The organism is Qipengyuania sp. ABI-127-1 (assembly GCA_022953095.1).
In the GTDB taxonomy this organism is placed as follows: domain Bacteria; phylum Pseudomonadota; class Alphaproteobacteria; order Sphingomonadales; family Sphingomonadaceae; genus Qipengyuania.
In genome coordinates this window covers 1,654,893-1,667,716 of record JALJCR010000001.1, presented here as the reverse complement: position 1 = coordinate 1,667,716, position 12,824 = coordinate 1,654,893, and the positions used below count along the sequence as shown (strand labels likewise).

Here is a 12,824-nt window from a genome sequence, read left to right as displayed (position 1 = left end):
TCTCGTGGCTCTGAAAGCTGTCTCTGGTCGCATGGCTCGCGCGCCTTACCGCCCAACCTGGACATGATCGTATCGACCGGCGTTTACTGACCAAAGGAGTAAGCGCATGGAATATGAAATCGGCGATGATCCGCAGCACAGCGACTGCGTGCCCGAAGGTCAGCGCGATGGCGGGCTGGTCGAGGACCATATCGCGCTTCGGAACCAGTCCGGCGTCGGTCGTGGAGACTATTCTCCTGATAACCGCAGGTATCACTCGCTCGCCGAAGCACTAGATCGCGGTGGATAGCTGGCGGAGAGGGTGGGATTCGAACCCACGAAGGGCTTGCGCCCTTGCCGGTTTTCAAGACCGGTGCATTCAACCGCTCTGCCACCTCTCCGCGAGCGCGGCGCTAGCTACCCACATAGAGTGCATTTGTCACGCCCCGAGGAACTTCGATGGATAGTTTTTCGCAAACGGTGAATGACACTTGCCGTTAAGCTTCCCTCTGCGACAATGAGGGTATGATTTTTCGTCGCTTTCTTGTCGCCCTCGGGGCCATGGCCCTCTCGCTTCCTTCCGTTCCGGCGCAGGCGCAGGAGGATCTCAGCTTCGACGCCTATCTGCAGCTTTTGATAGCCCGGGCACGCGCCGAAGGAGTCAGCGAAAGTACACTCGCCCGGATGACCGCGGGCCTGGAGCCAAATTATCGCGTCATCGAATTGGATCGCAACCAGCCCGGGGCGCCGACCAGCACCGGCTATCCGCCGTTGGCGCCCTATATCGCGAGGCATGTCGATAGTGCTCGCATCATGGGGGGCCGCAGAGCCTATTCGCAATATTCGGGCACCATCCGTTCTATCGAGCGGCAATACGGCGTTCCGGGCGAGATACTCGTGGCAATCTGGGGTCACGAAACCGCCTATGGTGCGGTCAAGGGCGGCTTCGATCTGTCGCGGGCTCTGGCGACCATGGCGTGGGAAGGGCGTCGCCGCGATCTGTTCGCTGGCGAATGGGTCGCGCTGATGAAGGTTGCCGACAAAGGCTATTCCCGCAGCGAGCTCAAGGGCAGTTGGGCGGGCGCGTTCGGCAATCCGCAATTCCTCCCCTCCGTCTACCTTCGCCTCGCGGCCGACGGGAACGGCGACGGCCGCGCGGATATCATGAATAGCGGCGCTGATGCGCTTGCATCCATCGCCAACTATTTCCGCGATGCCGGTTGGCGCAGTGGCCAGCCCTGGGGTGTGGGAGCATATATCCCCTCCAATTTCGATGTCGCTTCCCACCGCACCGAAATTGTCGCCCCGGTTTGCGCCAGGGTGCATGAGCGCCACAGCGTCTACAAGACGGTTCGAGAATGGCGTGAACTGGGCGTTCAACCCCAACGTGCGATCGGTGACGATCTGCTTGTGACGCTCTTTCAGCCCGATGGCCCCGGAACATCCGCTTGGCTGTTAACGTCGAATTATCGGGTCATTCTCGAATATAACTGCTCGAATTATTACGCCATGAGTGTGGGATTGCTGGCCGATGAAATTGGAAACTAGGATCCTTGGTGCCGCACTGGCCGGGCTGGGCTCTTTCGGCCTGGGTGCTTGCGCCAGCATCGCGCAGGATGCACCGGCACCTGCAGCACGGTCTATCGGCAACGGACCTTCGGCCGATTATCCGATCGTCATTGGCGATCCTTTCACCATAGATGGCGTGACCTATACACCGCTCGACACGATGAATTACGATCAGGTCGGATATGTCACGGTGGACGAAGCCGGTACGAAAGGAATTACCGGCGCGCACCGCACGCTACCCCTGCCAAGCTATATCGAAGTGACTGCTCTCGATACGGGAAGAACGATCCTCGTGCGGCTCGAGCGTCGCGGTCCGATGACCAATGAGCGTCTGCTGGCATTGTCGGCTGATGCACTGGGTCAATTGGGTGCGGATGAGGGCGCTCCGATACGGGTGCGCCGGGTCAATCCTCCCGAAGAGCATCGCGCGGAACTGCGTGCCGGACGCGAAGCGCCATTGCGCATGGACACCCCGCAGGGCCTGCTCGAAGTGCTCAAGCGCCGCTTGCCGGAACGCGGTTCTGCATCACTGGAGGATCCCCGGCAGGCGCAGGTGAGCGGCGCGATACCCGCCCCGGACATCGCGACGGTCGATCCCGACGAGGAGGCTGCCATGCCATCGCCCCCGCAAGAAATCGACACCGATGACGATGCTCAGCCCGCCGCGGAAAGCGAGGTGCTGCGCCCAGAACTGCCCATGGCGGTTGACGGTGGCCCGACACCTGCACCGGTCATGGTGGAGACTGCCGAAGATGGGAAATTCGCGGTGCAGCTGGGTGCCTTTTCCGTGCGATCCAATGCCGACGGGCTGGCCCGGCGGGTCCAGGGGTACCTTGAAACGAGTGGCAATCTGACGCTCGTGCGGGTCGGGCCTTTCGCAACCCGTGGACAGGCCGAGCAGGCGCTCGCCATGCTGCGCGAGCGGGGCTATAGCGACGCCGAAATTCGTTTACTCGATTGACACGACCGTGGCGCTTGCCTCGGCGAGAGGGAGCCCATTTGAGCTATCGTCTGACTTCGCTCGCCGTTCTGGCAACGGTTTTGGTCGCCGCGCCACTGGGAGCGAGGGATAACCCTGGTCCCGCCATACCCAGGGTGGAAGACGCTCCGATTGCTTACCTCCTCGACGCGTCGAGCGGACAAGTCCTCTTCGAACGGGATATCGACCGTCGCTTCATGCCGGCATCGATCACCAAGGTGATGACCACTTTCTTGGCTTTCGAGTGGATGGAGGAGGGCCGGCTTTTCCCCCAGCAGGTTTTCGGAATCAGACCCGAAACGTTTCGCCAGTGGAGCCGCAAGGGATCGACCATGTTTCTGCCGGCAAACGCACGCGTTACGGTTGACGATCTGCTGCATGGGGTCACTACCGTTTCGGCCAATGATGGCGCCGTGGTGCTGGCGGAAGGAGCCGCCGGATCGGTGGAGGATTGGGTCGCCGCGATGAACGCCAAGGCCCGCGAGATAGGCATGACGGATAGCTGGTTCGGCAATCCCAACGGATGGATGGATAAAGGCAAGACCTTTGTCACCGCCCGCGATCTGGGAACGCTGGCGCAGGCATTGGTGACACGCCATCCTTCGAAATATCGCCATTTCGTGGGTGCGAGGGAATTCGAATATAACGGCATTACGCAAAACAACCACGATCCGATTTCCGGCGTGGTGAGAGGCGCGGACGGAATCAAGACAGGTTTTACCAATCAGGCCGGGTTCGGCTTTCTCGGTTCGGCGCAGCGCGACGGACGGCGTCTGGTGATGGTCGTCGGCGGCAGCCCCGGGGCACGGGCGAGGGCGCGGGCCTCCCGCTCCCTCATCGAATGGGGTTATGAGACGTTCGACAATCGGACGCTTTTCGTGCCTGACGCACGGGTGGCGAGCGCTCGTGTGCAAGGAGGTGGCGCGTCCGAAGTCGGCCTGACGACGCCGCGAGGCGTACGGGTATCCGTGCCAAAGGGCAGCAAGCCGGAAATTTCCCTTTCGCTCCGCTATGAGGGGCCGTTGCGAGCGCCGATCGCCAAAGGCGAACGTGTCGCTGAACTTCTCGTCACGGTGACGGGTATGCCGAGTTACCGCGTCCCGCTCGTGGCCCGAGAGGAGGTTCTCGAGGCGACGGTGATTCAGCGGGTATTCAATGCCTTCAGGAGCTGGCTTGCGTGACGCCGGGCCGTTTCATCGCATTCGAGGGTGGCGAAGGCATGGGCAAGTCGACCCAGGCTCGCTTGTTGGCCGAATTTCTGCGTGGAGAAGGCCGTTCGGTTGAATTGACGCGCGAGCCGGGCGGAACACCCGGTGCGGAAGCGATCAGAGAATTGCTCCTATCGCCACCCGGCGAGGGCTGGACTCTCGAAGCGGAGGCGCTGCTTTTTGCCGCCGCGCGGGCCGATCACGTTGCCCGCAAGATTCGCCCCGCGATCGAAGCCGGCGATTGGGTGATCTGCGACCGCTTCCTCGATTCCAGTCGCGCCTACCAGGGCCGAGCGGGCGGGATGGGCGACGATCGCGTGCGGACTTTGCACGAGATAGGCAGCGCGGGATTGGTGCCGGATGTCACAGTCGTCATCGACGCGCCCATGGGTGATGTCGCCGCGCGTCTGGTCAATCGTGACGGAGAAGAAAGCGATGCGATCGGCGGAAGAGCAGCCGAGTATCACGCATCCGTAAACGCTGCCTTTCTGGAATTCGCGCGGGCCGAGCCGGATCGATTCGCTATCGTCGATGGCAGCGGGTCCGTCGAGGAGGTGCACGAAAAGATCCTCGATGCGCTATCACGCTTTTTGAGGAACCCCTGATGCTGCTTGGCCATGAAACCGCCTGGCGCGAGTGGCACGAGGCGCTGGCGGGGGAAAGGATGCACCATGCCTGGCTCCTGGCGGGGCGCCGCGGCGTGGGTAAGGGCAGCTTTGCCCTGGCGGCCGCACGCGAACTCGTCGGAGCGGATCAAACCGAGGCCCAGCACCACCCGGACATCCACGTGCTCACCTATGCTCCCAAGGACGACAAGGAAGAGCGCAAGCGCGCCGATGGTAAACCTTACGAATTGGCCCGCAGCATCCGCATCGCACAGATCCGAGCCATGCAAAGCCGACTGGGTACGCGGCCGACAATGGGCGACCGGCGTGCCATCATCATCGATCCGGCCGACGATCTCGAGCGCAACGCCGCCAATGCTTTGCTCAAAAGTCTGGAGGAACCACCAGTGGGGACATATTTCCTCCTGGTTTCCCATAGCCCGGCCCGGCTATTACCCACAATCCGCTCGCGCTGCCGGGTATTGCGCTTCCCGACCGTATCCAAAGCGCAAATGGACCTTCTGTTGCGCGATCTGGCGCCGGATGCGGATGACGCAACGCGGGCGGCAGCCATCGCGGCGGCTGCGGGGTCTCCAGGGGCCGCTCGGCAATTCGTCGACATGGAACTGGGCAAGGTCGCGCAGGCCATGGGCAACATCCTCGACCGCGGGGATCCCGATTTTCACCTCCGGGGCACACTGGCCGGGCTGATCGGCGCCCGTCCTGACCGCGAACGCATCCGCGCCGTCCTGGAACTTGCGCGATCGGTGGTGGCGCAGCGTCTCGAGGCTTCGCTGGACAATCCGGACAGGATAATCGACGCGCATAGCGAGCTGGTGCGCCTGAGCGGCGAGCAGCCGACCTACAATTTCGACGCCGGGCTTCTGGCGATAGAAATCGGCACCTTGCTCGCGAAGGCCGCTGCGGCTAGCGAGCGGGCCGATGGCTGAACCTTATTACCTTACCACCGCGATCCACTATCCCAATGGCAGGCCGCATATCGGCCATGCCTATGAAACGATCGCGGCCGATGTAATCGCCCGCTTCCAGCGCCTGCGCGGGCGCGAGGTCCGTTTTCAGACCGGCACCGACGAGCATGGCCTGAAAATGGCCCAGAAAGCGCGCGACATGGGCAAGACACCGCGTGAGCTCGCGGATGAAATGTCGGGCTATTTCAGGGAGCTGTTCGATGTTTTGAACATCTCCTACGATCGTTTCATTCGGACCACCGATGCTGATCACCATCGCGCAAGCCAGGCGATCTGGCGGGCGATGGAGGCAAAGGGCGACCTCTATCTGGATCGCTACGAAGGTTGGTATTCGGTTCGTGACGAAGCCTATTACGACGAAAAGGAGCTCGTCGAAGGGGAGGGGGGCGAAAAGCTCTCTCCGCAGGGCACACCGGTCGAATGGACCGAGGAAGAGACATGGTTCTTCCGCCTGTCGAAATATGCCGAGCCGCTACTCGAGCTGCTCAAAGCGCCGGGTTTTCTCGAACCGGCAAGCCGCCGAAACGAGATGATCGCCTTTGTCGAGCGGGGCCTGCAGGATCTGTCGGTCAGCCGCACCAGCTTCGACTGGGGAGTGAAGGTGCCCGATAGCGACGGCCATGTGATGTATGTCTGGGTGGACGCGCTGACCAACTACATCACCGGCGTCGGCTACCCCGATGGCGGCGCGCTGTGGGACAAGTTCTGGCCCGCCGACCTCCATCTGATAGGCAAGGACATCGTTAGGTTCCACACGATCTACTGGCCGGCCTTCCTGATGAGCGCCGATCTGCCGCTACCAAAGAAGGTTTTCGGTCACGGCTTCCTGCTCAATCGCGGCGTCAAGGAATCGAAATCGCTCGGCAATGTGACCGATCCTATGGAGCTTGCCGAAACCTTCGGCGTCGACGCCCTTCGCTACTTCCTTCTCGCCGAAGTCACCTTCGGACAGGATGGTAGTTATTCGGCAGAAGCTCTTGTAAACAAGGTCAACGCCGAACTCGCCAACAGCTTCGGCAACCTCGCCCAGCGCACGCTTTCGATGATCGTCAAAAACATGGATGGCAAGCTTGAGGCGTTCAGTCAGAACGAAGACGACAATGCCCTGCTGGCCAAAGTGAAAGAAGCCTGTAGCGACGTTCTCCCGCGCGAATTCGATCAACTCGCGTTCTCGGTCGGTATCGAGGCATGGCTCAAGGCGGTGTTTGCATGCAATGCCTATGTCGATGAACAGGCGCCCTGGGCGCTGAAAAAGTCCGACCCGGAACGGATGAAGGCCGTGCTCCAGACTCTTTTCATGGCCATTCGTGACCTGGCCATCGCGATTCAGCCCGTGGTGCCGGAGAAGGCCGCCTCGGTACTCGACCAGCTGGGCATACCGGCGGACAAGCGCGCATATGCCGATCTGGCGGATGAAGCCTGGTTCCGCACGCTCGCTGCGGCAGGGCACACGATCGACAAGCCGACCCCGGTCTTCCCGCGCCTCGAACTGCCGGAAGAAGAGCCCGCTTGATGCTGGTCGATAGCCACTGCCACCTCGAGTACGAAGGCCTTGTTGACGACCAGGCCGCCGTGCTCGATCGCGCTCGCGGGGCAGGGGTGAAGGCCTTCCTCAATATCTCGACCAAGCGGGCGGAATGGGGCCAGGTGGTCGCTACGGCGCTGTCGAACTCCGATGTCTATTCCAGCGTCGGAATCCATCCCCATCACGCAGACCAGCATCAGGACCTGACCCGCGAGCAACTTTTCCAGGCGACGCGTGATCCCAAGGTGATCGGCATCGGCGAAACCGGGCTCGATTACTATTACGAGCACTCCGACCGAGAAGCCCAGCAGCAGTTGTTTCGGCTCCATATCGATGTCGCGCGCGAAGTTCAGCTCCCGGTGATCATCCATACGCGCGATGCCGAAGCCGACACGCTGGCGATCCTCGAAGAGGAGCTGGGGAAGGGGGCCTTTCCCGCGCTGATCCACTGTTTCACTGCCTCGGCCGCTTTCGGCGAGAGGGTCCTTGAACTTGGACTGTCGGTGTCGATTTCAGGCATTGTGACCTTCAAGAACGCGAAGAGCTTGCAGGACTTCGCTAGGAACGTCCCACATAACCGGCTATTGGTCGAAACCGATAGCCCCTTCCTCGCCCCGGTCCCCCATCGCGGCAAGACCTGCGAGCCGGGTTTCGTCCGGGACACCGCGCAATTTCTCGCGGATTTGCGCTCCGAAAGCCTCGAAGATTTGGCGGAGTATACCACGCGCAATTTCTACACGCTGTTCAGCAAGGCGGCCGCGTGAAACTGCTGATGCTCGGCTCCGGCACGTCTACCGGTGTGCCGAGGATCGGCAACGACTGGGGCGAATGCGACCCGCACGAACCGCGCAACCGGCGTATGCGTGTATCGATTATCGTCGAAAACGATGCCGGTCGAAAGCTCCTCGTCGATACCTCGACGGACTTGCGGGCGCAGCTTCTGGCCAACGGAGTTGCGAAGGTCGATGCGGTCTTCTGGACGCATGACCATGCCGACCATTGCCACGGCATCGATGATCTGCGGGTCATGCGCTACGATCGCAGCAATCCATTGCCGGGCTTTGCGAGCAAGGTGACCTGCGAACGGTTGCGGCGGCGTTTCGACTATGTCTTCGAAGGCCAATTCGGTTATCCCACCCTTATCGATCTTCGAGAAATCACGCAAAAACAACTTATTGCAGGCTTTTCCTTCGACTATGTAGAAATGCCGCATGGTCCGGTGACAAGCACGGGCTTTCGCTTCGAAGCCGACGGTAAATCGATCGTCTACGCCACCGATTTCAGCGAGATCACACCGGCAATGGTTCGGTGCTTTCAACGCGCCGATATTCTGGTGGTGGATTGCCTGCGCAGGCGGCCGCATCCAACGCATGCCAATCTAGATATGGCTCTCGAGCTGGCGCGCAAGGCCAAGGTGCGCAGAACCGTGCTCACGCATATGGACAAGAGTATGGACTACCGGAGTCTATGTTCCGAGGTTCCGGCGAATGTCACCGTGGGCTACGATGGATTGGAGATGGCCGCGTGAACGAATATCAAATCGTTTCGCTGGTTTCCTTGCTTGGGTTCCTGATCCTTGTCGCGTCGGGCTTTCGTTCGCATCAGATCGGCCTGCGAAGGGGATTTTTTATGGCAGGGGCATGGGCGGGAATCTTCGCTATTGTCATCCTGTTCATCGACATGGTTCGCTGAATGCTCGATCATATTTAACATAATATATATTATCACCCTAGATGTTGCGGTGGACAGCTATGACCTGCACCCCTTCCGATCTCCCGGCGCGCTGGTTAGAGCAACGCCATGTCCCAGCAGACTGACAGACTACTCGCGATCATGGCCCGCCTTCGCGACCCGCAAACTGGATGCGAATGGGATACGGCTCAGAATTTCGCCACCATCGCACCCTATACGATCGAAGAAGCCTACGAAGTAGCGGACGCTATCGAACGCGCGGATATGAATGATCTGCGCGGGGAACTTGGCGATCTGCTGTTTCAGGTCGTCTTTCACGCGCGAATGGCGGAAGAAGCCGGCGATTTCTCCTATGAAGATGTCGCACACGACATTTCCGATAAGATGATCGCCAGACATCCGCACATCTTCGGCGAGGAAGGCGGGGTCATGGAAGACGATCGCTGGGAGGATATCAAGGCTGCGGAGCGTTCGGCCTCGGGTGCGACGAGCGCGATGGACGGTGTTGCCCAGGCTCTTCCGGCTCTATTGCGCTCGCACAAGCTTCAGAAGCGCGCTGCCAGGGTTGGTTTCGAATGGCAGGACCTGGAAGGTCCGATCGAAAAGCTGCACGAAGAGCTGGCCGAACTCGCCACCGCCCGGACCGACGATGAACGAATGATGGAGGCTGGCGACGTGCTCTTCGTGGTCGTGAATATCATCCGCCGCTACGGCGTCGATCCAGAACAGGCTCTACGCGCTTCAAATGCCAAATTCGAACGACGATTCAGGGAGATGGAACGGCTATCCGAAGCGGAGGACGAGGGTTTCGCGAAACTCGATCTGATCTCGCAAGAAAAATACTGGCAGCGCGCGAAACGGGAGGTTGGTTAAGCCAGCGCCTCGTACTGTCCAAGCTCTTTCGGATTGAGCCTTACAGTGATCAGCCGAATTGCCCCGTCACTTTCGTCCGCGACATCCTCGATCACCTCGCCATGGGCATGTAGCCATGCAATTCTGCGGCCATCGCTCGCCGCGACCTCGAACGTGCGCAGGGCAGCATTGCGCGTCAACATTTCGCCAAGCCGCTCGAGCAGGACATCGACGCCCTCCCCTGTAATGGCAGAGGTGGCGACTATTCCCTCGTCGGCTTCCACCTGCGCCGCCAAATCCTCGGCATCTGCGGGGGACAATTGATCCCACTTGTTCCAGACTTCCAGGATCGGAATCGAGGAACCCTCCCCTTGTCCGTCGAGCACGTCCAGGTCGCGGAGGACCTGGAGAACCTGCGCCTTCTGAGCGGCAGTCGACGCATTGGAAATGTCGCGCACATGGCAGATGACGTCGGCCGAAGTCACCTCTTCCAGAGTTGCTCGAAAAGCTGCAACCAGTTGGGTGGGGAGATCCGAGATAAAGCCCACCGTATCGGACAAAATGGCCTTCTCGACCCCGGGCAGCGCAATCGCACGCATCGTCGGATCGAGAGTGGCGAAAAGCAAATCCTCGGCCATGACTGCCGCCCCTGTAAGACGGTTGAACAGTGTCGATTTCCCGGCATTGGTATAGCCGACCAGCGCCACGACCGGCCATGGTGCGCGTTCCCGCCGCTCGCGATGGAGGCCACGGGTCTTGCGAACCTGCTCCAGTTCCTTGCGCAAACGCCCCATGCGCTGGCGGATCATTCGCCGGTCGGCTTCGATCTGCGTTTCGCCGGGTCCGCCAAGAAATCCGAAGCCGCCCCGCTGCCGTTCGAGGTGGGTCCAGCTACGGACCAGGCGGCTTTGCTGGTAATCGAGATGGGCGAGTTCCACCTGCAACCGTCCTTCCGCGGTTGCAGCGCGTTCCCCGAAGATTTCGAGGATCAGCCCTGTCCGATCGATGACCTTGCGCGCGAGTTTCTCTTCCAGGTTGCGCTGCTGAATCGGGCTGAGCGCGCCATCAACCACGACCAGCTCGGCCTCGTTCTGTTCGCAGGCGATGCGAATGTTGTCGACCTGCCCCGCCCCGAACAACAGATTCGGACGTACCTCGCGAACCGGGAGAACGAAGCTTTCGGCGATGACGATACCGATCGCCAACGCCAACCCCTCCGCTTCAGCGAGACGCGATTGTGCATCGAGGTCATAGGCCATGCCTCGTATATCCGGGCATACGACAAGTGCTCGCGCACCGCGCGACACTTCGCCCATCAGGTCATCATCGAAACTCAGCTTTCGCCCTCTTCCCAATCTTCGGTCAGATCGACCGGGGTTGCGGGTTGGATCGTGGACACGGCATGCTTGTATGCGAGCTGAACATACCCGTCTCGTTCGAGCAGCATGCAGAACAGGTCGTAAGCGGCGATCTTGCCCTGCAGCATGACGCCGTTGACCAGGAACATGGTCACCTGTGCTTCCGCCTGGCGGACGCGGCTCAGGAAAACGTCTTGCAGAAGGCGCTGCTTGGCGCCCGATCCCTGGCTTGCGAACTGGCTGGTATCGACCGGCTGTGCCGGCATGATGGTGCTGATCGCATGTTTGTAGACGAGCTGCGATTGCCCGTCACGGCGCAGCAGGATCGAGAAATTGTCGAACCAGGTTACGATGCCCTGAAGCTTGACGCCCTTGACGAGAAACATCGTCACCGGCGCCTTGTTTTTGCGCAGCAGATTCAGAAACGCATCCTGCAAATTCGCAGGGCGATTACCCTGCCCGGATTCGGGCTGTTTTGGGCGCGGTCGTGCCGATAGCGTTCGATCACCGGACATGTCTTTTTCCCGTTTCTTGGCTGACCTAATAAAGGCCGCAATCTGGGCGCCCACCACGCCCGAGTTTGTTTGGATCACCTTCCAGACGCAATCATTGTGGAAGAGAATGCCTATTCGCGCAACGAATTCCTGATTTTGTCAGAGAACGTATCCCTTTTCGCTCCCGCCTAATTCTTGCGCTCTTGCCCCTTGCGTTCGACCATCCCGAGCAATTTCAGTTTGCGGTGCAATGCCGACCGTTCCATGCCGATAAAGTTCGCCGTCTTGGAAATGTTCCCGGAGAATCTGCGGATTTGAACGGTCAGGTACTCGCGCTCGAAATTCTCCCGAGCTTCCCGCAAGGGCGCGCCCATCATGGCCCCCACACCGCCATTGCCGCCCGCTTTTCCGCCCATGACCTCCTCGGGCAACATATCCACTTCGATCTGCTCCAGATCTTCGCGCGGCGTCAATATGATGGTCCGTTCCACCACGTTGCGAAGCTGGCGGACATTTCCGGGCCAATCATAGGCCTGTAGAGCGGCCAGAGCCTCCTCGCTGACCGTTGGAGGACGCAGGCCCTGTTCGGTGGCGTATCGGGCAAAGAAGCTATCGGCCAATGCGGGGATGTCGTCGCGCCTTTCGGCGAGCGAGGGGACCTCCACGGGAACCACGTTCAGGCGATAGAACAGATCCTCTCGAAACCGCTGTTCTTCCATTTCCTTCGCCAGATCGCGAGAGGTCGAGGAAACAACGCGCACGTCGACACCAATCTGCCGTGTCCCGCCGACCCTTACGAAACTCTGCTCGGTCAAAACCCTCAATATGCGCGCCTGCGTCGACAGTGGCATGTCGGCGACCTCGTCGAGATAAAGCGTGCCCCCATCCGCCGTCTCCAGCAGACCCGGTCGAACCAGCTTCCCGTCGGCTTCCTCGCCGAACAGTTCCTCTTCGAAGCGTTCGGGAGTGATGCGAGCCGAATTGACAATGACGAATGCTTTGTCGGCTCTTGAGCTCCAACTGTGCAGCAACCGAGCGGCGACCTCTTTCCCCGCTCCGGCAGGGCCTGTGACGAGAACCCGGCTTCCCGTACTTGCGACCCTCTTGAGAGTTGCCCTCACTGCGTTGATCACTGCCGAGTTACCCGTGAACTCGTCACCCTGGGCCAGGTTTTCCCGCAATCGCGTGTTTTCGCGGCGCAAGCGCTCGGTCTCGGTTGCCCTCTCGACAAGGTGGAGCAAACGCTCGGCCTCGAATGGCTTCTCGATGAAATCGACTGCACCGCGGCTCACCGCGCTAACGGCGGTGTCGATATTGCCGTGGCCGGAGAAGATGATCACCGGCAGATCCGGCTCGCGCACTTTTATGGCATCGAGCACCTCAAGCCCGTCCATCGGACTGCCATGAAGCCACACATCGAGCAGAACCAGGCTCGGCCGCTTCTCATCGACCGCTTCGAGAGCAGCCGTACTGTCGCCGGCAGTGCGGCATTCATAGCCTTCGTCGCTCAACACTCCTGCTACCAGTTCGCGGATGTCGCGTTCGTCATCGACGATCAGAATATCCAGCGCCAT

14 protein-coding genes and 1 tRNA gene are annotated in these 12,824 nt (G+C 60.5%); 11 read left to right on the top strand and 4 right to left on the bottom strand.

Annotated features, from left to right (window positions below):
• Positions 1-106: 106 nt before the first annotated feature.
• Positions 107-289, top strand: coding sequence for a hypothetical protein (locus MUY37_RS08215; RefSeq protein WP_499194855.1), 183 nt, complete (start codon positions 107-109; stop codon positions 287-289).
• Position 290: 1 nt separating this feature from the next.
• Here the strand turns inward: MUY37_RS08215 and MUY37_RS08210 are convergent.
• Positions 291-380: transfer RNA gene (locus MUY37_RS08210), tRNA-Ser, on the bottom strand.
• Positions 381-504: 124 nt separating this feature from the next.
• On the opposite strand from MUY37_RS08210, the gene MUY37_RS08205 reads away from it, so the two are divergent.
• From MUY37_RS08205 to mazG, 10 genes are all read left to right on the top strand, one after another.
• Positions 505-1,527, top strand: coding sequence for a lytic murein transglycosylase (locus tag MUY37_RS08205; RefSeq protein ID WP_499194854.1), 1,023 nt, complete (start codon positions 505-507; stop codon positions 1,525-1,527).
• On the top strand, positions 1,511-2,509 hold the full coding sequence (locus MUY37_RS08200) for an SPOR domain-containing protein (RefSeq protein ID WP_499194853.1): 999 nt from the start codon (positions 1,511-1,513) through the stop codon (positions 2,507-2,509). The genes MUY37_RS08205 and MUY37_RS08200 overlap by 17 nt, the downstream gene beginning before the upstream one ends.
• Positions 2,510-2,547: 38 nt before the next feature.
• Complete coding sequence (locus tag MUY37_RS08195; RefSeq protein WP_499194852.1) at positions 2,548-3,708, top strand: D-alanyl-D-alanine carboxypeptidase family protein; 1,161 nt, start codon at positions 2,548-2,550, stop codon at positions 3,706-3,708.
• Positions 3,705-4,340 carry a dTMP kinase gene (gene tmk / locus MUY37_RS08190; RefSeq protein WP_499194851.1) on the top strand — a complete coding sequence of 212 codons (636 nt, stop codon included), beginning with the start codon at positions 3,705-3,707 and terminating at the stop codon, positions 4,338-4,340. Before MUY37_RS08195 ends, tmk begins: the two co-directional genes overlap by 4 nt.
• Complete coding sequence (locus MUY37_RS08185) at positions 4,340-5,290, top strand: DNA polymerase III delta subunit-related protein (RefSeq protein WP_499194850.1); 951 nt, start codon at positions 4,340-4,342, stop codon at positions 5,288-5,290. Before tmk ends, MUY37_RS08185 begins: the two co-directional genes overlap by 1 nt.
• Positions 5,283-6,842 carry a methionine--tRNA ligase gene (metG, locus tag MUY37_RS08180; protein ID WP_499194849.1) on the top strand — a complete coding sequence of 520 codons (1,560 nt, stop codon included), beginning with the start codon at positions 5,283-5,285 and terminating at the stop codon, positions 6,840-6,842. Before MUY37_RS08185 ends, metG begins: the two co-directional genes overlap by 8 nt.
• Complete coding sequence (locus MUY37_RS08175; protein ID WP_499195134.1) at positions 6,842-7,618, top strand: TatD family hydrolase; 777 nt, start codon at positions 6,842-6,844, stop codon at positions 7,616-7,618. Before metG ends, MUY37_RS08175 begins: the two co-directional genes overlap by 1 nt.
• Positions 7,615-8,382 carry an MBL fold metallo-hydrolase gene (locus MUY37_RS08170; RefSeq protein ID WP_499194848.1) on the top strand — a complete coding sequence of 256 codons (768 nt, stop codon included), beginning with the start codon at positions 7,615-7,617 and terminating at the stop codon, positions 8,380-8,382. The genes MUY37_RS08175 and MUY37_RS08170 overlap by 4 nt, the downstream gene beginning before the upstream one ends.
• Positions 8,379-8,546, top strand: coding sequence for a hypothetical protein (locus tag MUY37_RS08165; RefSeq protein ID WP_499194847.1), 168 nt, complete (start codon positions 8,379-8,381; stop codon positions 8,544-8,546). The genes MUY37_RS08170 and MUY37_RS08165 overlap by 4 nt, the downstream gene beginning before the upstream one ends.
• A 108-nt stretch (positions 8,547-8,654) precedes the next feature.
• Entirely contained in the window at positions 8,655-9,419 is a 765-nt protein-coding gene (mazG, locus tag MUY37_RS08160; protein WP_499194846.1) for a nucleoside triphosphate pyrophosphohydrolase, read from the top strand.
• Here the strand turns inward: mazG and hflX are convergent.
• From hflX to ntrX, 3 genes are all read right to left on the bottom strand, one after another.
• On the bottom strand, positions 9,416-10,714 hold the full coding sequence (hflX, locus tag MUY37_RS08155) for a GTPase HflX (protein WP_499194845.1): 1,299 nt from the start codon (positions 10,712-10,714) through the stop codon (positions 9,416-9,418). The genes mazG and hflX overlap by 4 nt on opposite strands.
• A 17-nt stretch (positions 10,715-10,731) precedes the next feature.
• A complete protein-coding gene (hfq, locus tag MUY37_RS08150) occupies positions 10,732-11,271 on the bottom strand; it encodes an RNA chaperone Hfq (protein WP_115416788.1) in 540 nt (179 codons plus the stop codon).
• Between the two features lie 167 nt (positions 11,272-11,438).
• On the bottom strand, positions 11,439-12,824 hold the full coding sequence (gene ntrX / locus MUY37_RS08145; RefSeq protein ID WP_499194844.1) for a nitrogen assimilation response regulator NtrX: 1,386 nt from the start codon (positions 12,822-12,824) through the stop codon (positions 11,439-11,441).